General features: G+C 35.0%; 17 protein-coding genes. 8 read left to right on the top strand and 9 right to left on the bottom strand.

Going from position 1 to position 21330, the window contains the following annotated elements; genetic code table 11:
* Window positions 1-489 precede the first annotated feature (489 nt).
* Window positions 490-2523 (bottom strand): beta-galactosidase, encoded by a 2034-nt coding sequence (locus NEH74_RS00300; protein ID WP_262940875.1) that lies wholly within the window; start codon window positions 2521-2523, stop codon window positions 490-492.
* A gap of 509 nt (window positions 2524-3032) precedes the next feature.
* On the opposite strand from NEH74_RS00300, the gene NEH74_RS00295 reads away from it, so the two are divergent.
* Window positions 3033-4586, top strand: coding sequence for a nitrite/sulfite reductase (locus NEH74_RS00295; protein ID WP_262940874.1), 1554 nt, complete (start codon window positions 3033-3035; stop codon window positions 4584-4586).
* A 137-nt stretch (window positions 4587-4723) separates the two neighbouring features.
* On the opposite strand, the gene NEH74_RS00290 is transcribed toward NEH74_RS00295, so the two are convergent.
* Together NEH74_RS00290 and NEH74_RS00285 are read right to left on the bottom strand one after the other, a co-directional pair.
* Window positions 4724-5236 (bottom strand): hypothetical protein, encoded by a 513-nt coding sequence (locus NEH74_RS00290; RefSeq protein WP_055243556.1) that lies wholly within the window; start codon window positions 5234-5236, stop codon window positions 4724-4726.
* Between the two features lie 47 nt (window positions 5237-5283).
* Window positions 5284-5808, bottom strand: a complete 525-nt coding sequence (locus NEH74_RS00285) for a flavodoxin domain-containing protein (RefSeq protein ID WP_055243557.1) — start codon at window positions 5806-5808, stop codon at window positions 5284-5286.
* 167 nt (window positions 5809-5975) lie between these two features.
* On the opposite strand from NEH74_RS00285, the gene NEH74_RS00280 reads away from it, so the two are divergent.
* Window positions 5976-6626 (top strand): YoaK family protein, encoded by a 651-nt coding sequence (locus NEH74_RS00280; protein WP_262940873.1) that lies wholly within the window; start codon window positions 5976-5978, stop codon window positions 6624-6626.
* 60 nt (window positions 6627-6686) lie between these two features.
* On the opposite strand, the gene NEH74_RS00275 is transcribed toward NEH74_RS00280, so the two are convergent.
* The gene (locus NEH74_RS00275) at window positions 6687-7196 is read right to left on the bottom strand and encodes a hypothetical protein (protein ID WP_212726212.1); all 510 of its coding nucleotides are present in this window, start codon (window positions 7194-7196) and stop codon (window positions 6687-6689) included.
* Window positions 7197-7249: 53 nt separating this feature from the next.
* Complete coding sequence (locus NEH74_RS00270; RefSeq protein WP_262940872.1) at window positions 7250-7897, bottom strand: putative ABC transporter permease; 648 nt, start codon at window positions 7895-7897, stop codon at window positions 7250-7252.
* Between the two features lie 165 nt (window positions 7898-8062).
* Here NEH74_RS00270 and NEH74_RS00265 point away from each other — a divergent pair, with 165 nt between their 5' ends.
* From NEH74_RS00265 to NEH74_RS00255, 3 genes are all read left to right on the top strand, one after another.
* A complete protein-coding gene (locus tag NEH74_RS00265) occupies window positions 8063-9502 on the top strand; it encodes an NADP-dependent glyceraldehyde-3-phosphate dehydrogenase (RefSeq protein ID WP_262940871.1) in 1440 nt (479 codons plus the stop codon).
* Window positions 9503-9514: 12 nt separating this feature from the next.
* On the top strand, window positions 9515-10000 hold the full coding sequence (gene tpx, locus NEH74_RS00260) for a thiol peroxidase (protein ID WP_055305828.1): 486 nt from the start codon (window positions 9515-9517) through the stop codon (window positions 9998-10000).
* Window positions 10001-10452: 452 nt separating this feature from the next.
* Window positions 10453-14745, top strand: coding sequence for a 2-hydroxyacyl-CoA dehydratase (locus NEH74_RS00255; RefSeq protein WP_262940870.1), 4293 nt, complete (start codon window positions 10453-10455; stop codon window positions 14743-14745).
* Window positions 14746-14797: 52 nt separating this feature from the next.
* Here NEH74_RS00255 and NEH74_RS00250 read toward each other — a convergent pair whose 3' ends face one another.
* From NEH74_RS00250 to NEH74_RS00240, 3 genes are read right to left on the bottom strand one after another with little or no spacing between them, the layout of a single operon-like run.
* Window positions 14798-15121 carry a hypothetical protein gene (locus NEH74_RS00250; protein ID WP_055275090.1) on the bottom strand — a complete coding sequence of 108 codons (324 nt, stop codon included), beginning with the start codon at window positions 15119-15121 and terminating at the stop codon, window positions 14798-14800.
* Between the two features lie 17 nt (window positions 15122-15138).
* Window positions 15139-16326: a zf-HC2 domain-containing protein gene (locus tag NEH74_RS00245; protein ID WP_055275088.1), complete on the bottom strand. Its 1188-nt coding sequence runs from the start codon at window positions 16324-16326 to the stop codon at window positions 15139-15141.
* A gap of 11 nt (window positions 16327-16337) precedes the next feature.
* On the bottom strand, window positions 16338-16856 hold the full coding sequence (locus NEH74_RS00240) for an RNA polymerase sigma factor (protein ID WP_055244067.1): 519 nt from the start codon (window positions 16854-16856) through the stop codon (window positions 16338-16340).
* A 228-nt stretch (window positions 16857-17084) separates the two neighbouring features.
* Here NEH74_RS00240 and NEH74_RS00235 point away from each other — a divergent pair, with 228 nt between their 5' ends.
* Window positions 17085-17621, top strand: a complete 537-nt coding sequence (locus NEH74_RS00235; protein WP_262940869.1) for a putative ABC transporter permease — start codon at window positions 17085-17087, stop codon at window positions 17619-17621.
* A 10-nt stretch (window positions 17622-17631) separates the two neighbouring features.
* A complete protein-coding gene (locus NEH74_RS00230) occupies window positions 17632-18129 on the top strand; it encodes a DNA-deoxyinosine glycosylase (protein ID WP_262940868.1) in 498 nt (165 codons plus the stop codon).
* Window positions 18130-18647: 518 nt separating this feature from the next.
* Here NEH74_RS00230 and cls read toward each other — a convergent pair.
* Window positions 18648-20183 (bottom strand): cardiolipin synthase, encoded by a 1536-nt coding sequence (gene cls, locus NEH74_RS00225; protein ID WP_262940867.1) that lies wholly within the window; start codon window positions 20181-20183, stop codon window positions 18648-18650.
* A 153-nt stretch (window positions 20184-20336) separates the two neighbouring features.
* On the opposite strand from cls, the gene NEH74_RS00220 reads away from it, so the two are divergent.
* A complete protein-coding gene (locus tag NEH74_RS00220; RefSeq protein ID WP_262940866.1) occupies window positions 20337-21215 on the top strand; it encodes a MurR/RpiR family transcriptional regulator in 879 nt (292 codons plus the stop codon).
* The last annotated feature ends 115 nt before the right edge of the window (window positions 21216-21330 follow it).

Here is a 21330-nt window from a genome sequence, read left to right as displayed (position 1 = left end):
ACTGTCATTATATTTTTAAATAGAACTGAACATGTTTTATTTCAATCTATATATAAACAGAAAAGTATTTTACAATTTTATAACAGGCCTGGGTGTAAAGCCGCTTTAATACTAAGACAGACTATAGTCCAGGGGTCACCTACCATTTTCGAAGAAAATGTATCTACCACTAGTAGGGCTTAAAAGTTTTCCGCTATGAAAAACTTATCTGGACTTATATATATAAATAGCGAAATCTATTTCACATTTTAAGAAACAGGCTGATTTGATTAGTCTTTTTGGTAGAAAGGCTAATTATAGTAGCGCTAAAAGTTTTTCCGCTATGAAAAACTTATCGCTACTTATATATATGCTTTTAGGCCTTTAATATTAAGACATCTTAACCTATTTATAAGATAAGTTTATAATTCATAGCACTATTTGACAACACTTAAATGATATTTTGTAGGAATAAGAAGAATTATCTCTACATAGAGAAGGAGATAATAATTAATTGTGAATAATAATGACTTCAAATGGTTCAAGTGAAAATTCCTGGTGAATGTCTTTTTCACCATCAATAACGTGGTAAGTGGTTGGAAAAGGTGAAACAGTTACTGTATGACGGGTAAAGTTTTGGATAAATAAATAGCCGTTACGATCAGTAACGATGACTCCTTCTGGAAGAGTGAGATCAAGTGGACGATGAATATTTGTTTCTTTTAAAAGCTGTGCATAAAATTCATCATAGAAGTTATCTTCAAATTTAGTAGCAATATAGTAAGCTTGGCCTTGTCCAAATGAATTAACGGTTAAGGCAGGTTGATTCGCGTAGAAATCTTCGTTATAAGTCATGAGTGTTTTTGCTGTACTTGGAATGATTAAATCACATAATTCTGAGCATGTATAAGCTTCTTCTTTTGTTAACCATGATGAGGTTGTAGCTGAAGCGCTATTTGTTTCACCATCAAATAATCCATCAATTTCTTCACTGCGAATTCCTAGAACGTCCATTAAACCGTGAGGCGTTCCTTCTAAGTAACAAAGATCGGTTTCATTTACGATTCCTGACCAATAGGTCGTGATTAATGTTCCACCTGCTTCAACGAATGCCTTTATTTTTTGTTCAAATCCGTTGCGAAGTAAATACATCATTGGAGCAACTAATACTTTGTATTTTGAAATATCGCAGCTCATATCAACAAAATCAGTTGGAATCCCCATTTTCCAAAAGGCTTTGTAATGCTGTTGAACGGTTTCCTTATAATGCATCCCAATGTTACGAGGTCCTTGCATGTCATCAATGGCCCAACGATTTTCCCAATCAAATAGGATAGCGACTTGTGCTTGATTACATGTTTTTGTTAATGGTGTTAATCCTTCTAAGCGTTGACCCAGTTCAGACACTTCACGGAAAACGCGTGTATCGGATTTTCCATAATGATCAATAACAGCACCATGGAATTTTTCAGAAGCTCCACGACTTTTACGCCATTGGAAGTATTGAACTGAATTTGATCCATGAGCGACAGCCTGCATTGAAGAAAGCATATGCATCCCTGGTTTTTTGAGTTTAGCAACGTTTTGCCAGTTTGTCATACTTGGTGTGCTTTCCATTAATAAGAAGGGTTCATTTTTAATAGAACGCATGATATCATGCATCATCGCTGTATCACAACTAATTTCTAAATCAGTAGTTCCAGCTTTATGCCAAACTGGGTAAGAGTCCCAAGAAACAATATCGATTAAATCTTTGGTGTCAAAGTAGTTGATCCCATAGAAGTAGTACATCATGTTAATGGTGACTGGTAGTTCTGGGTTATATGATTTAACACTATCTTTTTCCCATTTCACGAAATCAAGTGTTTGGTGGCTAACAAATCGGTACCAATCTAAGTTTAATCCATGTAACATCATTTCTCCGTGCGGAGCGGGACTTTCGATTTGATCCCAAGAAGTATAACGGTGACTCCAAAAAGTTGTCCACCATGCATCATTGAGAGCATCAAGTGTTTGATATTTTTCTTTTAACCAATTGCGGAAAGCTTCCTGACAAAGTGGACAGTGGCACTCGCCTCCATATTCATTGGAAAGATGCCAAAGAAGTACCCCTGGATGATTCGCAAAACGTTTAGCTAATTCACCATTAATCTGAGCCACTTTTTCACGATAAGCAGGTGACGTGTAGCAGTGATTATGACGAAGTCCGAATAAGTTACGGACACGATTTTTTTCCACACGTAACACTTCAGGATACTTTTTGGCTAACCAGTGTGGACGAGCCCCACTTGGTGTTGAAAGAAATGTATAAATTCCATTATTGTATAAATTATTAATCACTGATTCTAGCCATTCAAATTGATAATTGCCTTCTTCTGGTTCTAGCATCGACCAAGAGAACATCCCCATACTCACCACATTACAGTGAGCCTCTTTCATTAATTCAATATCTCGGGCTAAAATATCTGGACGATCTAGCCATTGTTCAGGATTGTAATCGGCTCCATGTAATAAATCAGCAATGCGTAATTTGTTTGCCTCCATTTTTTAAATCCCCCTCGTATATAAAAAATACACTTTCATCTTAACAGATGAAAGCGATTAAATAAAGTAATTATTAGTAAAAATTTCTAATTATTTTACTGATTCAATCATATCTTGTATAAAGTGTTTTTGTATTAAGAAGGAAATTAAGATAGTGGATATAGTTATTTCTATCATGGAAACTTTTAAATCTTTAAAAACTGTAAGTGATATATCTCCTTCGAAAACTCCAGGTCAGTTGTCCCTAGTCATGAAGAGCAGTCAGAGATGGCCTATTGAAGGTGAGAATCTAAAGAGACATTTAGGAGAATTAATGACTTACATTATGTAATAACTAAGCTTTACGATGATAAAGTTATGAAAAGCGGGAGAATGCTGATGACCTTAGTCAGGTGAAGTTCAACTTTAAAACATAGTTTATAGGAATTTATCCATTAATATTTTGTATTTCTTTTTCAATTATTTGGTATACTTGAAACAGTAGAAAATATAAGAAGGGGAGTAATAGTATGCAGGATTTAAAGCAAGTCTTATATTCCGAGATTGAAGACTTTCGCCAAGTGGGTCATCAGTTTTTAAATGGTGAAATTAATATGATGAAATTTAAACATGTTTCTGGTGGATTAGGAGTGTATGCGCATCGTGATAAAAAAGAATTAATGATTCGTTTACGTATTCCATCAGGTGTTTTAACATTAGAAAATATGAAACTTGTAGGTGATTTAGCGAAAAAATATGGTCTTGAACGGATTCATTTAACAACACGTCAGGCTATTCAATTACATGGATTATCAATCGATGAGGTCTGTGATTTAATGAAAGAGGCTTTAGATCATGATTTGTATACACGTGGAGCAGGTGGAAATTTTCCACGAAATGTTGCAATTTCACCTTTATCAGGAGTTGATCCTAATGAAGCATTTGATGTGACACCTTATGCTTTAGCAACAGGGGATTATTTCTTAAAAGATATTTATAAGTACAAGTTACCACGAAAATTAAAAGTTTCTTTTTCATGTAGTAATGCTGATGAAGCACATTGTACCGTACAGGATCTAGGATTCTTAGCAGTAACAAAAAACGGTGAAGAATATTTCCAAGTTTATTTAGGGGGAGGGCTTGGTCAAAATCCGCGTCTTGCCATTAAATATGAACCATTAATTAAACCAAATGAAGTATTATACTATGTGGAAGCAATGGTTCAACTGTTTATGGCAGAAGGAGATTATGAAAATCGTAATAAAGCACGTGTTCGTTATATTGTTGAACGATTAGGAGAAGAAGCCACGTTAGAAGCTTATCAAAAACATGTCGATGAGGTTAAATCTAAAGGTGGTTTAGATTTAATCGATCTCCCAAAAACGATAATTAATAAGACAGCACAACCTCAACCGCTAGAAGATAAACGTATATTTGTTCAAAAGCAATCGGGGTTATACAGTGTTTATTTACATCCAGTTGGAGGTCAGCTGGAACTTAATGATTTTATAAAATTAATTGAATTCGTTGAATCAGTAGAAGGGGTAGACGTCCGCTTAGCGATGGAAGAAGGAATATATTTTAGAAACTTAAGTGCTGAAGAAGCTAAACAGTTATTACAGATAACCGATTCAATGAGTGGAAAAACAAAGCTTGAACAAAGTGTTTCTTGTATTGGGGCCCCAACTTGTCAAATTGGTTTATGTAATAGTCAAGGAACATTACGTCAAATTTTACAACACTTTAAATTTAAGAATTATAATCAGGATGTATTACCGCGAGTTTATCTTTCTGGATGTCAAAATTCATGTGGAGTGCATCAAATTGGCGCCCTTGGATTTACAGGTAAAAAGAAAAAAGTTGATGGAGCTGTAGCGGAGTGTTTCACATTTAGTGTGGGTGGAAAATTTGGTGCTGACAAGACTCAACTAGGTCATAGTTATGGTGAGATGGTTTCAACGAAAATTCCTGAATTCTTATATGAGTTAGCTCAAGCAGTAGAGAAATCTAATCTTGATTTTGAACGTTATATTGTTGAAGAAGAAGCAGTATTTAATGCGCTCGTTGAGAAGTATATAGTTTAAATGAGAAAACGCTAAGTATTAAGCATAACGTTTTGATTTTTTGCTAATGGTATGGTTGAAGAATTATTAGATTTATAAAAATATTGACTTATCAATGAAGACTGAAAAAGCTCAGGAATGGATTTTCCTGAGCTTTTTCAGTCTTCATATTGTGCACGTAGCCGGAGGAAGACATAAATTAAATAAATACTTTGTGCGATTCCAATAAGGATGGCTATAAAAGCAAAGATTGGGATGAGATACGTTAGGCAATTAGCTGCAAAACTAGTAATGGCTAAAACCAAATAAGTGTCAACATATTGTCTTGTTTGTTTTGATGGATGCCAGATATATTCAGCTTTTAATAATGAATAGTACATATAAATACTAGCTAAAGAAGCAATGAGTGTTAAGCATACTAATGCACTAGAATTGTTTAGAGATTGATTACTAAATAGAAAAGGTTGGATCAGTGCATAAATTCCTAGCGCAATCCCTAAATACTTGGCTTGGATAAATTCTTGAATGGGACGCTGTCTCTCTCCTTCTATAACCCCAAGTACAATGAGTAAGTAACCGATTGAATCATGAAGTAAGTCAATTTCATTGATTGTAATACTTAAAAAGATAAAGAAAAAACCAACAATAATATACGTATAGGCTCTTCTCATTTAATCCCCTCCATTGGTTTCTATTATTATAACACAGATAATGGAAATTACAGTAATGCATTTTTTTGAACATAATGAATCAATGGTAGGATAAATTGACGATTTGTTTCATCAACTAGGTGATTGAAACTATTTAAAATTCGTTGTTCTTCATCCGTGAGTGATTGATGTTTTTTAATTTGAGCCTTCAATCCTCGCATTAAAAACTTATCTAACAACGTTAGATGTTGATAATCGAGTTTCCCTGGAAAGTAAAAAACTTCATCATCTTCAATGTTATTTTGTTTTTTTATGACTTGGATATATTCCTCACTTGGATCTTTTAATCCAACAGCAAAAATAAGAAATAATTTTGGTGGGTATAGCATCATAGTGTTTAGCATTTGATTATATTGATGAAGTTTGCCTATATAAAGTGGTGCTCCGAAAATGACTGTATCATAGTAGATTAGTTCATAAGATTTAACTTCAGAAATTTTTTTCAAATCAGCTTTTAATTCCTTTGCAATCCAGTTAGCATAGAGTTCTGTTGTTCCATATTTTGAACTATAAATCACGATTGTTGATGACATACTGCTCCCCCTTAAATCTGTCCTATTATAATGTATTCATTCCCTGTGAAAAATAGAAAAAATTGATGATTTTTAAATTCTTAAAGTAAATTAATTGCAATATTATGAACGCTTTTTGGGTAAAAAATTAGGTAATCATCATAGGTTAAATAGGAGGGGGGATTTTTTTGTTACAAATTGTGACTAAGGTAAAGATTCATGAGACGAGAAGAGTAGGAATATTACTGGCGTTTGTAGGTGGATTTCTAGATGTGCATACATATTTACTTCGTGGAGGAGTTTTTGCGAATGCTCAAACAGGAAATATGGTTTTATTGATGCTACAGATTTCAGAAGGTCAATGGATGAAGGCTTTGTATTATATCGTTCCGATTATAGCTTTCTTTAGTGGCGTAGTGGTGACAGAGTTTGTTAAATTACATGAACGGTGGCATGAATACGTGCTAATCATTGAGATTGGTTTATTATTTTTAATTGGCTTTTATCCTGTTACTTTTCCAGCCATGATTGTTAATATTACGATTTCATTTATTTGCGCCATGCAAATTAGTAGTTTTAGAAAACTAAGGGGAGCTGCTTATGCAACAACTGTTTGTACAGGGAATTTACGCTCAGCAGCTGAACAGTTAACTTTGTTTTATATTCGGCGCGATGAAGAAGCAAAGAAAAAGTGTTTAAATTATTTCATTATTATCTTTTCATTTTCTCTAGGGGCCTTAATTGGAGCTCTTCTAATTAAATGTCTAGAAATTTATGCGATTTGGATTTGTTGCTTTATCTTGATTGTCGTCGTTGTTCTTTTATTAAGGGAAAATTAAAAAGCTCGTCAGAACAGTGATTTCTGACGAGCTTTTTAATTTATGTTTCATGTATTTTTATTAATAACTATATGCGTTGATAAGCTTATAAAAAACATACACAATAAAAAAATAGAAACACAAATTAAGAATTGCAAATAAGGAAAAGGCAAGCGTGCTGAAATAAGAAATAAAATATAGGCCGAGAAGTCCAATACTCAATAAAAGCTCAGCTTGTTGATAAGTTTGGACTTCAAGCGATTCAGAAGCATCTCCTTCTGATTTAATGATAAGGTAAAAAATTGATAATTGCGTCACGAGAATTAATGTCATGAATCCAATAGATAATAGTGTATTTGACATAATGGCACGTGCGACTCCTACTTTTAATAGTTCGAAAATTAAAAGTCCAATGGTTAACTGGCTGGCAATCAATAATGATGGAGATTCACGTTGTTGAAGAATTAAAAGCATCCCTAAAATCATTAGCCCATATCCTGCTATATGAATAATAAGATCGAGAGCTATAATTCCCAGTGAAAAAAACATTAAGATTGTGCCAATTAGTAAGTAAAGATACGCTTTTTTCATTATTAACACCCCCTAAAATCGTGTTACTTCATAATGGACATTTTTGTGAAATTTTACTCACTCGTGATGATCATATTTGGATAAATTTTTAGTAAACGTTCATCAGGGTAATGATAATCAAGGAAGGTGTCGAGTTGAGTCGTTGCTGGAGCATCATGACGACGTTCGGCCTGCCGTTCAAGGGCAAGGGCTGATATAGCACTGTCAAAAATAATAAATATAAGAAGAAATATAGCGAGTAGATGACCAATTTTCTTTGGAATTTTTCTAATTTCTATGAGGAGATAAGGATACATCCATTTCATCCAAGCGAGAGATAATAGTCCCCAAAAGCAAGAATAGAGTAAATTGACTCGTCCATTAAGATTAAATAGAAAATGACTATAATCCCAGGATACAGTTCCAAACCATAGCTCTTGAAAATAGCTACAAATATATTCAAATACGGTACCAATCATAAACCCAAAGAAAAAAATAGTCTTATCTTTTTTATGCTGTAAAGGATTTAAGCCAATCGTCATAAGTAAAGCCCCAAACCCATAGATGAGATTAAAGGGTCCATAAATGAGTCCGCTACGACTTTCATAATAACCACGAGTTAAGACACACCATATACTTTCGATTACAACACCTAAAAAACATCCGATGAAAAAAATCCAAAAAAGCTCATAAAATAACTGGCCGAGATGTTTTTTACTCATCATGTTGCTCCTCCTCCAAACTCATAATAGTCTATCTCTTATTAATCTATACAAAAGCTGGGAAACAGTACCTATTAAGAAGGGAAATAATAATAGATAATTTAGAAACACTAAAGAAGAGATATCGGTCGATATCTACTAAAGATAAGGAAGGTGAGTAAAACGGTGCAGACAGTTTATCAATATTACAGTCAAGGTCAGTGGAAAAGCAGTGAGTCCGGTGAAACCATTGCTATTGTATCCCCTTACTTAAAAAGATCCATTGGTTCAGTACAAGCTTTAACGCAGGATGAAGTAAATCAATGTATTCAGAGTGCTAAAGCAGCTCAACCTGATTGGAGCTTAATGAGTATTTATGATCGAGCTCATTATTTACATGCGTGGGCAGATGAGTTATTGAAAATGAAAGAAGAATTGGCAACCATCATGATGAAAGAAGTTGGGAAAGCTTATCAAGATGCGATTAAAGAGGTAGAAAGAACAGCCGATTTAATTCATTATACAGTGGAAGAGGCGATTCACTTAAGTGGAGAAAGTTTAAATGGTGAACATTTCCCTGGTGGCAGTCGTTCCAAACTTGCTGTCATTGAGCGTGTTCCACTCGGAGTTGTTCTTGCGATTTCGCCTTTTAACTATCCTGTGAATCTTGCTGCCGCCAAATTAGCACCGGCGCTTATTACAGGGAATACAGTCATTTTTAAACCGGCAACACAAGGTTCTATTAGTGGAACAAAAATGATTGAGGCTTTAGCGAAAACAAATCTTCCTGCGGGTGTTTTAAATTTAGTAACAGGAAAAGGCTCTGTGATTGGAGATTATCTCATTGAACATGATGATATTGCTTTAGTAACCTTTACAGGAGGAACGAGTACAGGAGAACGTATCGCACAAAAAGCGAAGATGATTCCGCTTGTCATGGAGCTCGGTGGAAAAGATCCGGCCATCATTTGTGAAGATGCTAATTTAGAACTTGCTGCCAAACAAATTGTTTCAGGAGCCTACTCGTATTCAGGTCAGCGCTGTACAGCGATTAAACGTGTGTTAGTTCACCGTTCGGTAGCAGATGAATTAGTATCGCTTATTCAATCAGAAGTCGAAAAGTTATCCGTTGGCTCACCTGAAGATAACGCCACGATTGTGCCATTAATTGATGAACAATCTGCCGACTTTGTACAAGGGCTCATTGATGATGCACTAGAAAAAGGAGCAACCTTAGTACTAGGAAATAAACGAGAAGAAAATTTAATCTATCCAACATTACTCGATCATGTGACGAAAGAGATGCGAATTGCATGGGAAGAACCTTTCGGTCCCGTCTTACCCATTATTCGAGTAAACTCTCAAGAAGAAGCAATTGAAATTGCGAATGCTTCTGAATATGGATTACAAGCGAGTGTATTTACACAAAATCTTGATAAAGCTTTAACGATTGCACGAAAACTTGAGACGGGTTCAATTCAAATTAATGGTCGTACGGAGCGTGGGCCTGATCATTTACCATTCATCGGGATTAAAAAATCAGGGCTTGGAATTCAAGGGGTTCGCCGCAGTATTGAATCCATGACACGAGAAAAGGTCATTATTTTAAATATTAATGAAAAATAAAGGAGATTTATTATGCAAGTAACTTTTAAAGGCAATCCTGTGACATTAGAAGGAACTGTGATTAAAGCTGGAAATCCAGCCCCAACTTTCACGGCTATCGATAATCATTTAAAACCTATTTCATCGGATTTATTCACAGGGAAAAAAGTTTATGTTAGTGTTCCTTCCATTGATACAGATGTTTGTGATACAGAAGTTCGTCGTTTTAATCAAGAAGCAGCAAATTTAGAAGGGGTAAAGGTTTATACCATTTCAATGGACTTACCATTTGCTCAGGCACGTTGGTGTGGAGCAGCAGGGATAGAAAATGTTCAAACCTTATCGGACTATAAAGATCATGATTTTGGAGCGAAATTCGGAACGTATATTAAAGAGTTAGGTTTATTAGCACGTGCTGTGTTTGTTGTTGATGAACATAATACAGTAACATATGTGGAATATTGTAAAGAAGTTTCACAAGAACCAGATTACGAAGCTGTTTTAAATGCTCTAAAATAAAAACAAAAAAGCATGATTGGGACATAGCGTACAATCATGTTTTTTTTGTTTTTTAATTATTTTGAGATCGCCTCATTCATAAGTTTTTATATAGAGTAAAAAGGTAATTTTAATTAACTCTTTATATTGATTAAATCATGAATTTTTGAAGAAAAAAAGAAAGCCAAGTCTTATTATACTAAGGGTCTTTCATATAATACTTCTATAATGGGAATCGTCAGAAATATAATGAAGGGTAAGAAGAAAAATTAAGATCGATGGGAAATGATAAAATGCAGTTTAGTTTCTATATACAAACAGAAATGTTTTCTACATTTAATACAGCAACCGAAATATGAGATGGTTATGCCGTGCAAGGCAGACTATAGTCCAGCTAAAAGTTTTTACGATGTAAAAAACTTATCTGGACTTATATATAAAGAAGGGGGAGAAGCAGAGAGACTGCGAACAGGATGAGTAAAACTCTACTTCATGTTGGAATTGATATTGGCTCAACAACAGTTAAGGTGATTGTTTTAGATAAAAACCAAAATGTATTATTTAGTGATTATCAACGGCATTTTGCAGATATCTTAAAAACACTCACACAAATATTAGAACAGGCAGAAGAAATCATGAAATCCCATGACATAACAGTGATGATCACAGGTTCAGGTGGGATGGCATTAGCTAAATATATCGATGTTTCTTTTATTCAAGAAGTGGTAGCTGCAACGAAAGTAACAAAGCTTTATTATCCAGAAGTTGATGTCGCGATTGAACTTGGGGGAGAAGATGCAAAAATCACTTATTTTAAAGATGGAATTGAGCAACGAATGAATGGAACCTGTGCGGGAGGAACAGGAGCTTTTATTGATCAAATGGCATCTTTATTACAAGTTGATGCACTTGGATTGAATGAATTAGCTAAACATTATCAAGTGATCTATCCGATTGCAGCACGATGTGGTGTCTTTGCAAAAACGGACGTGCAACCTCTTTTAAATGAAGGGGTGGCTAAGGAGGATATTGCAGTTTCGGTGCTACAAGCGGTAGTCATTCAAACGATTAGTGGCTTAGCTTGTGGACGTCCAATCAAAGGAAATGTTGCCTTTTTAGGAGGTCCATTATATTTCTTATCAGAATTACGACAGCGATTTATTGAGACGCTTGAATTAGATGAATCTCAAGTGATCTTTCCAAAAAATTCACAGCTTTATGTTGCATTAGGAGCCGCACTATCAAGTATAGATGAACAATCAATCACTTTTTCCGAGTTAATTCATCGTTTGAAACATGTTAAATCAGCTGAAACAGAAGAGTCTGCTCGTTTGCAGCCTTTATTTGAAACAGAAGAAGCGTACGAGTCTTTTAAGAGTCGTCATCAAGATTCGCGGGTTGGGCGTTGTGAGTTAGACACTTATGAAGGAAATTGCTTTTTAGGAATCGATGCAGGATCAACCACTACGAAAGTAGCGCTAATTAATGAAGCGGGAGAATTATTATTTACGCATTATGGAAGCAATCAAGGAAGTCCACTTCAATCTAGCATTGCTGTTTTAAAAGAACTTTATCAACGACTTCCTAAAGGGGTTAAAATTGTAAATTCAAGTGTGACAGGTTATGGAGAAGCCCTACTTAAGGTAGCTTTAAAAGTGGATATTGGTGAAATTGAAACGGTCGCTCATTATAAAGCAGCTGATTATTTTTGTCCAGGTGTGGATACGATTTTAGATATTGGTGGACAAGACATGAAATGTCTTAAAATTAAAGAGGGGAATATTGAAAGTATCCTTTTAAACGAAGCTTGCTCTTCTGGATGTGGATCGTTTCTAGATACATTTGCGACGTCGATGAACCTTAACATTTCCGAATTTTCTAAGACAGCCATTAACTCAAAACGTCCAGTTGATTTAGGATCTCGTTGTACCGTCTTTATGAATTCTCGTGTGAAACAAGCACAAAAAGAAGGAGCTGAAGTGGGAGATATCTCGGCAGGGCTTTCCTATTCAGTCATTAAAAATGCCTTATTTAAAGTGATCAAACTTCGTAATCCGGAGGAGTTAGGGGATAAAATCGTCGTTCAAGGGGGAACATTCTATAATGATGCAGTTTTACGGGCATTTGAATTATTATCAGAACGCGAAGCCATCCGCCCTGATATTTCAGGAATTATGGGAGCTTTTGGAGCAGCTTTAATAGCAAAAGAACGGTATGTCAAAGGAGAGGCTTCGACCCTTCTTGATGCCGATGCACTAGATAGCTTTGATATGCAAACGCGAAGTACTCGCTGTGGGCTTTGTAGTAATCATTGCTTGCTGACCATCAATAAATTCCCAAGTGGGGAACGATTTATTTCAGGAAATCGTTGTGAACGTGGAGCGGGAAAATCAAAGGATGACAATGCCTTACCTAACTTAGTTCGCTATAAATATAACCGGTTATTTAACTATAAAACAAAAGAATTAGAAGAAGCCCCACGCGGAACGGTCGGTATTCCACGCGTGTTAAATATGTATGAAAACTATCCATTTTGGGCAACGTTCTTTACCCGTCTTGGTTTTAGTGTTGTCCTTTCAGATTCATCATCCAAGGCGATTTATGAAAAAGGGATTGAAACAATTCCATCAGAATCGGTGTGTTATCCTGGAAAACTTGTTCATGGTCATATTATGAATCTTATTGAAAAGAACGTCGATTTTATTTTTTATCCTTCATTGACTTATTCGAAAAAAGAAGATTCAAAGGCAAATAATCATTATAACTGTCCGATTGTCATTTCCTACCCAGAAGTCATTAAAAATAATGTGGATGAGTTGAGAGAAAAAGAGATTCCTTATTATCATCCATTCTTACCGTTTGATCAAAAAGATAAATTAGCGAAACGTCTTTATGAGATTTTTGAAGACTTAGATATTTCATGGACGGAGCTTTATGATAGTGTTGATCAAGCTTGGAAAGAATTAGAGCGCTTTAAAGAAGATATTCGTGAAAATGGTGAACAGACACTTTTATATATGCGTGAGCATCACTTAAAAGGAATTGTTTTAGCAGGACGCCCTTATCATATCGATCCTCACATTAATCACGGGATTCCTGAAATGATTAATTCCTTAGGGATGGTGGTATTTACCGAAGATTCGATTGCTCATTTAGGAGAGGTCGAACGACCACTTCGTGTCGTTGACCAATGGGTCTACCATACAAGGTTATATCAAGCAGCAAGCTTTGTTGCTCTTCAAGACGACTTAGAACTCGTTCAACTCAATTCATTTGGTTGTGGACTAGATGCGGTGACCACTGATCAAGTTCACGATATTTTAGCACGTCAGTCCAAAATTTATACGACGTTAAAGATTGATGAAGGAAGTAATTTAGGAGCGGCGCGTATTCGATTACGCTCATTAAAAGCAACGATGTTAGAACGTGAGAAAAATCATTTCGAACGTTATCTCGTTGATAATATTTATCGTCCAGTTGAATTCACCAAAGAAATGAAACAGCACTATACCATTTTAGCCCCTCAAATGTCACCGATTCATTTTGGAATGTTACAAGAAGCGTTCCGCTATTCGGGATATCAGATTGATGTGCTACCTTCACTCGATCATGGGGCTGTTGATGAAGGGTTGAAGTATGTAAATAACGATGCCTGCTATCCAGCCATTTTAGTGGTAGGACAAATGATGAGTGCTCTAAAATCGGGCCGTTATGACGTGAATAAAACAGCACTTCTCATTACCCAAACAGGTGGAGGGTGTCGTGCTACAAATTACATTGGTTTTTTAAGGAAAGCCTTACAAGATTCAGGTTTAGAACAAGTTCCTGTGATCTCATTAAGTGCGCAAGGCTTTGAAAAAAATGAAGGATTTACGATTTCATATTCTCTTTTAAATCGTGCGATGCAAGCTCTCATGTATGGCGATTTATTGATGACCGTCCTCTATCGAACACGACCTTATGAAGTAGAGGAAGGGTCAGCTAATGCTCTTTATGAGAAATGGGAGCAAACGTGTAAACATGCCCTTAAAAAGGCAAGTCATCGAACATTTAGAAGTAATATGAAAAAAATTGTGAAAGATTTTGAAGACTTACCGATCTTTAATACGAGAAAACCACGGGTTGGACTGGTCGGTGAAATTCTTGTTAAATTCCATCCAACAGCGAATAATAATGTAGTGAATGTTGTTGAATCTGAAGGGGCAGAAGCTGTTGTACCAGGACTCGTTGATTTCTTATTATACTGTGCTTATCATAGTGATCAGCAATTGATGCTGGGGAGTAAAGTGTCAAAAATTATTGGAGAATCATTAATCCAAGTGATTGAGTGGTATCGTAAACCAATGAAAGAGGCATTAGAAAAAAGCTCCCGCTTCACAGGACCTAAAACGATTCATCATGTAGCCAAAGGAGCTGAGCAATTTGTCTCATTAGGACATCGGACAGGGGAAGGTTGGTTATTGACCGGGGAAATGGTTGAACTCATCGAAATGAATGTTAAAAATATTATTTGCATGCAACCCTTTGCTTGTTTACCAAATCACGTCACTGGAAAAGGAATCATTAAAGAGCTTAAGAGAGCTTATCCAGGCACTAATATCATTGCCGTTGATTACGATCCAGGAGCTAGTGAAGTCAACCAACTCAATCGAATTAAGCTGATGATTTCAACGGCCTTTGAAAACATGCCTGTTGAAACAGAAATCAAGGTTAAAGCTAAATCTAAACAAGAACCCAATGAAATAAAAGGGTTAGTCACAACATAGAAGGCTAGCCTCAATACGGAATGACATAAATGATAACGAAAAAGAGGAAGCGTTATGACTGAACGCTTCCTCTTTTTTTGATATATGAAAGGCCTGCTCCAAGATAGGCAATCATTGTATATCGAATAGGATATACCCATGCAGATTCATTATAGAAAAGATAGATGGCAGGAATAAATAATAGCCCAATACATAAGGGAAAAACTAATCTCCATTTAGGTACTATAAATCCGGCAACTAAGCTATAAAGTGGATAAAGAACTAATAAGGCAATCACCATTAATCCTAACGTCTCTATTCCAATCATTTTGAAAAAAACAGGACTAATGTAAAATAATAAAATTCCAATTCCAAGTAAAACTAATAGCTTTTTCATTTCATCTTCTCCTTTTTTTACATACCGAACTCTTTTTCTTTTAAGGAATCTTCAAGCGTTAGTTGACGGGTAATTTCTTCTAAACTTAATGATAAATTGGATGTTGTTAACGTATAGGTGCGATTTCCATCTTCTAAAAACGAATAAATAGTAATAGTTTCAAAATGTAATCCACTGAATTGTAACACTTGTAATAGTTCGTAGCATTGTTTGGCAAACTCCTCTTTTGAATCATAAGTTACATTGTCTAAAATGTTTAAACGAATAGGTAAAGAAGGATCGTATGAGTCGGTTGATTTATACGTATTTATTGGAACATCGATTTGTGGATAAAGTGAGAACTGCTCCATATTGAGATCGGAATGTAAGGCGATGAATAATTCTAAGATTTGTTGAACTTCATCCTCCATCTTTAGTTGAGTTCTAAATCGATAATCATCATAGATTTCATTAGCATTAATATAGTAATAAATCGTCCCACTATTTCGGGGATCTTCCTGATCAACAACGTCACCTAAATAACTAGCTCCTTTTGGGTTGTATCTAACATTAGTTAGCGTAAACTGCTGATGGTAAACGTCATCAATATAAGTTTGTATCGCCGTTTTAGCCTGCCAATAAGTAAGTAAATTCCCCTTCGCTGAAGAATAGACCATTAATGCATAATAAAATAATCCGCCACAAATGATTAGAGATAGAATCTGCATGGTCGTTGATTTGTGTTTACGTACAATCCAACTTGCAAGTGCGATACCACCGCCACTTAAAATAAAGATTTGTAAAAACATAATGATCCAATAAGCAACTTCCTTAGTTGCAATCATTAAACAAATCATCATAATTAGTAGCATGTAAAAAATATTTTTTGGCTGTCGATAAAGTAGGGTTAGACAAAATGGAATAAGAACAATCCAAGGAATCGTATCAATTCCAGCAAGAGGCTGTAAAAATAAATAAACAGCAACAATTAAACTAATAAAGATGGCAAAATATTGTTGACCAGTTAGCATTCTTTTTAGTTGCTTCAGCCCTTTTTTCTCTTGTTCATTGATTGGAACCTCAATCTTTGGAAGTGGGGGTTCATATATTGACGAACAATTAGCGCAACTTTTTAAATGTTCTTCAATTTCTTGTTTTGTCTGTTCGCTTACTAAGTCCTCTTCATAAAGAGGTAACAAATCTTTAATCATTTCACATTTACACATACTATCCCTCCCTAATTGATACTGTCATCTTTTAATAAATGAGCTAACTTTTGTCGATTTCTAAAAAAGTTGACCCGGCAATAATTTTCACTTCGCTTTAGAATACGCCCGATTTCAACAAAGGACAACTGATTAATAAGACGTAAAATCAAAATTTCTTTAGTAGGCGTATCAAAGGTCTGAATTAACTTTAAGACCTCCTCGGTTGTATTATCTACTTGAGAGGTTTCAGACATCTCTGGTACATGATCGAGCGTATATACGCTTGGATTTTTCTTAATATAGGAAAAGTATTCATGCCGAGCAATTCCAATTAGCCAAGATTTGATACTAGAATCTCCACGAAATGTTTCAATAGAACGAATGGCTGCTAAAAAAGTTTGGGAAACAATATCTTCTGTCTGATAATGATTGAGTGTTAATGAAAAAACATACCGATATAAATCATCAGCATACGTTTGATAAAGCCGTTCAATTTCCTGTACATCCCTCCTTACTTGCGAACGAAATATTCGTTTTGAAAATGTCATAAGATTCACCCCTCCTTTATGAACCCAATAATAAGTGGAAAAAAATCAGTGAATCGTTACACGATATCCATAATTTTCTTATTTATTATTTTATCGTTAAGGATATCCTATTGTAAATCGAAGACTGACGTTCAATTATATGATTATAAAAGGGAGCGATCATTTCATCGCTCCCTTTGTATAACTTCTGATGATCGAGTCAAACTATTAAAAAAGGAGTGAGACTCGATGACTTCATACCTATGGTATTTTATGTTTAATTTTTTCCTTTATGGTATGATTGGCTGGATCATTGAAGAAATTTATTGTTTTGCTGTGACGGGGCATTTTCAAGAAGATGGATTCTTATATGGACCATTTAAGCCGATGTATGCCATTGCGATGTCTATTTTAATTCTTTTACAGGATACTTTTTGGTTACCAGCATTACTTTTATTAATTCCATGCGCTATCGTACCAACGACAGTCGAATATTTATCAGGAGTTTTAACGCGCCACGTTTTTCATAAAGATTATTGGGATTATCATCACCTGAAATTCAATTTTCAAGGACTCATCTGCCTTCAATTCTCAATCTATTGGACTTTCTTGACTTATATCGGGATCCAATATGTTCAACCCTTTATTCGTCACTTCTATGAATTAAATTTCTCGACTTGGTTTGTCATTTCACCATTTCTCATCATGGCCTTTTTACTAGATGAGATTTTGACGATTCGAAAACATGTTATAATGAATGGCATAACGATTGATCAGAAGAAATGAGGTCAGATGTATGCAAGTTGTTGAGCACACGCTTAGTCCGATTTATGATAAAAATTCAAAGGTTTTAATCTTAGGAACCATGCCTTCACCAAAATCACGAGAAGTAGGTTTCTATTACGGTCATCCTCAAAATCGATTTTGGAAAGTATTAGCCGATATTTTTAATGAAAAATCATTAACAACCATTGAAGAGAAAATCACCTTCTTACATCGACACCAGCTAGCGCTTTGGGATGTTTTACAAAGCTGTGAGATTCAAGGAGCAGATGATGCGAGTATCAAAAATCCAATTCCAAACGATTTTACCTCACTATTACAAGAAGCAAATATTAAAGCTATCTTTACAACGGGGAAAAAAGCGACCGATCTTTACATGAAACACTGTTACCCTAAAACAAATATCCCTGCGATTGGGCTACCTTCCTCAAGTCCAGCTAATCGCCGCATTTCATATGAAAAACTAAAAGAAGAATATTCTAAAATATTAGAGTATTTAATAGAGAAATAACAGGTGATATCTAAAAGAAAGGGACTGTTTCAAAGTGAGATAGTCCCGTTGATGAATAACTCTCCTTACCAAAATCTTAATCACATAATTATAAAAATAAACGAATGATGGAGATAGATAAACTTATTTACTTGAATTTAATATAGGTTTATTGGATGGATGAGGTCACGAGAGAATAGTTTAGCTTATGGATTGAATATTACGTCATCTTGATTTAACAGTGGCTTCTATTTTTTATAAATTACCGTGCTTGATCATTTAAAAAGATATATGAATGACCAATGGAGATGAAGTTGTAGAACTAACCTCTATTCATCATTCCCTAGAATGAGGATTTAAAAAGGGCTCAAATGTTTAGAAAACTAATTATATGGGATGATGGGGGTGTAAGCACCGCCATTATGGATAATTCCGCTCATTTTTAAAAAGTTTTCGTTAACTCAAGAGCCCTTTTGTTATTCTAATTATAACTGTAACTATTTTAAATGATTCTAATTATTTTAAGATAACCTCTTTTCTTACATTAATGGTGCAAAGATACGTAAAAAGGCAAACATGATTTTTCTATACCAAGGAATCATATTAAAATCAGCAGACGTTATTTTCTGAGAAACTTTTAATGTTTCAAGATAGTCGTCACGCACGTCTAACACACTCTTCGTTTTATACAGCCATGCCGCACATTCGTAATGTAGATATAAACTACGGTAATCTAAGTTAATTGTCCCAACAACTGCATATTCATCATCGACCACAAATGTTTTCGCATGAACGAATCCAGGCGTATATTCATAAATCTTAACTCCATCATCAACTAAGGCCCAGTAGTTCGCACGAGTAACACCGTGAACATACCACTTGTCGCCATGATGAGGTGTTAAAATACGAACATCTACGCCACGTTTAGCGGCCTGAGAAAGTGCTGTAATCATTTCATGATCTAAAATTAAATAAGGTGTATTAATATAAACATACTCTTTTGCGTTGTTAATTAAGTTTAAATAAACATTTTCACCCACCGATTCATTATCCAGAGGACAATCCGTATAAGGCTGCACGAATCCGTCACCCTCAAACGGTTCCGGATGATGGACATGTGGACGGTAAGCCTCGTAATCTTCGTTAGTTTTACGTAAATAATCCCACATTGTTAAGAACATAACGGTAAAGCTCCAAACAGCTTCCCCTTTAATAATTAAAGCTGTATCTTTCCAATGCCCATGTTTATCAATCGCATTAATGTATTCATCTGCTAAATTGATTCCACCTGTAAACGCAGTATGTCCATCAATGACACAAATTTTACGATGATCACGATTATTCATACGTAACGTTAAAAGTGGAATAAATGGATTAAACACACAACATTTAATTCCCATCGCTTCTAATTTTTTATCATATCCAGTAGGTAATAAGAATAAGCAGCCGAAGTCATCGTAGATAACACGAACATCCACGCCTTCAGCAGCTTTCTCTTTTAAAATCTCTAAAATGGTATCCCACATTTGACCTTCTTCAATAATGAAATATTCCAAGAAGATATAATGCTTGGCTTTCTTTAATTCTTCAATTAAACGTTCAAACTTGCGCTCTCCTAAATTCAAATACTCACTACTTGTCTGTTGATAAATCGGACACAGTGCATAATTCGTAATATAATGTGATTGATTGGCTGCTCGTTTATCGATCGATTCAATCTCAGTCATAATTTGAGGATCTTGAGTTAAATGACGTTTCATTTTTTTATGAATGGGTAGCATTTCATTTAAAAACTTTTGTCTCGTTTGATCACTACCAAATAATAAATAAAATAATCCCCCGAAGATTGGAAAGGCCATGATTGCAATAATCCAACCAATCTTATAAGCTGGATTCAATCGACTATTCACAATCACCATGACAACAAGCACACTCAATAAAATACATAAAGCATAAAAATAAACAAAGTATTGTTGGAATCTTAAAATCACCACAATTAAAATAATGGCTTGAAGCGCGATTAAAAGTCCACAGAAACCAATACGTCCTAAAAGAATCCTTAGTGTCTTCTTCACTCGTATTTCTCTCCTTTTTAATAAAAAATATACCAGATAATGAAACATATTATAGCAAAATCCCCATAACCCGTAAACAGATATCGCTCCGATAGCGTTGTCAGAACGAACTTTCTTACGATAAAATAAGACATAAGAAAAGTGGGTGAAATCATGAAAATCATTAATGAATTAAACGAATTAAAACGGATGAATAAATTAACCTCAACGGAGCAAGGCATTGTTAATTACATCTTAACGAACCCAGAAGAACTCGAAAAAATCTCCTCTCGGCAACTAGCAGAATTAACCTATACCTCTCCCGCAACTGTCGTGCGTATTTGCCAAAAACTTGGGTTTAGTGGATATTCTGAATTTAAAATTAAGTATTTACAAGAAGTGAATCAAACACCGAGGATGGATCAAATTAATCGAACGAATCCCATTACAAGTGAAGATTCACTTCATCGTATTGTTAATAAAGTGGCAGCCTTAGAAATCACAGCGATTGAACAAACCAAAAAGGGAATTGATTTAGACCAATTAAATCGTGTATCAGAACTCTTAAATCAAGCAACGTGTATTGATTTTTATGCCTTTGATAATAATTTGCATTTAGCTAAAAATGCTTGCTCTCATTTTTTATATGCAGGAAAACAGGCAGTTATTCATGATAGTTCTAATGCACAGTTCATGCAAGCTTTTGCTTCAGTAGAAGGACATGTTGCCATTATTATTTCTCGTACAGGAGAAAATCCGATGTTGTATCGAATTGCAAACGTATTGCATGAGCGAAAGATTCCCTTACTTGTCTTAACCGAATCTCGTCATTCTTCATTAGCCAAAATCAGTACGGAACATTTATACCTCTATAATGTTCATCGTTTTACTGATATGGGAACAATCCTCTTTCAAACATCGGTTCAATATTTATTTGATTTATTATTTGCTATTTTATTTTCACGCAACTTTGAAAATAGTGTGAAGCAAAATGAAATGTATGAGGAAATTAATGAATATCATCAGTTTTATAAAGAGCCTCAAAAACTGTAACACTGTTTCAAGAAAAGCAACGATTTTTTAATATTTTCTGAGACATTCAACCGGAAATCATCTCAAAGATTGAGTTGTTATTTTTGGTATGATATAAGTAAGTCATCACAGAATT

The organism is Turicibacter sp. GALT-G1 (assembly GCF_025594995.1).
Taxonomy (GTDB): Bacteria; Bacillota_I; Bacilli_A; order MOL361; family Turicibacteraceae; genus Turicibacter; species Turicibacter bilis.
The sequence above is the reverse complement of the archived record's forward strand: the minus strand, read 5'-3'. Positions and strand labels throughout refer to the sequence as shown.

Bases quoted from the DNA above. Each gene is read 5' to 3' on its own strand.
- NEH74_RS00300 (WP_262940875.1), bottom strand. From the start codon at position 2,523: ATGGAGGCAAACAAATTACGCATTGCTGATTTATTACATGGAGCCGAT.
- NEH74_RS00295 (WP_262940874.1), top strand. From the start codon at position 3,033: ATGCAGGATTTAAAGCAAGTCTTATATTCCGAGATTGAAGACTTTCGC.
- NEH74_RS00290 (WP_055243556.1), bottom strand. From the start codon at position 5,236: ATGAGAAGAGCCTATACGTATATTATTGTTGGTTTTTTCTTTATCTTT.
- NEH74_RS00285 (WP_055243557.1), bottom strand. From the start codon at position 5,808: ATGTCATCAACAATCGTGATTTATAGTTCAAAATATGGAACAACAGAA.
- NEH74_RS00275 (WP_212726212.1), bottom strand. From the start codon at position 7,196: ATGAAAAAAGCGTATCTTTACTTACTAATTGGCACAATCTTAATGTTT.
- NEH74_RS00270 (WP_262940872.1), bottom strand. From the start codon at position 7,897: ATGAGTAAAAAACATCTCGGCCAGTTATTTTATGAGCTTTTTTGGATT.
- tpx (WP_055305828.1), top strand. From the start codon at position 9,515: ATGCAAGTAACTTTTAAAGGCAATCCTGTGACATTAGAAGGAACTGTG.
- NEH74_RS00255 (WP_262940870.1), top strand. From the start codon at position 10,453: ATGAGTAAAACTCTACTTCATGTTGGAATTGATATTGGCTCAACAACA.
- NEH74_RS00250 (WP_055275090.1), bottom strand. From the start codon at position 15,121: ATGAAAAAGCTATTAGTTTTACTTGGAATTGGAATTTTATTATTTTAC.
- NEH74_RS00245 (WP_055275088.1), bottom strand. From the start codon at position 16,326: ATGTGTAAATGTGAAATGATTAAAGATTTGTTACCTCTTTATGAAGAG.
- NEH74_RS00240 (WP_055244067.1), bottom strand. From the start codon at position 16,856: ATGACATTTTCAAAACGAATATTTCGTTCGCAAGTAAGGAGGGATGTA.
- NEH74_RS00235 (WP_262940869.1), top strand. From the start codon at position 17,085: ATGACTTCATACCTATGGTATTTTATGTTTAATTTTTTCCTTTATGGT.
- NEH74_RS00230 (WP_262940868.1), top strand. From the start codon at position 17,632: ATGCAAGTTGTTGAGCACACGCTTAGTCCGATTTATGATAAAAATTCA.
- NEH74_RS00220 (WP_262940866.1), top strand. From the start codon at position 20,337: ATGAAAATCATTAATGAATTAAACGAATTAAAACGGATGAATAAATTA.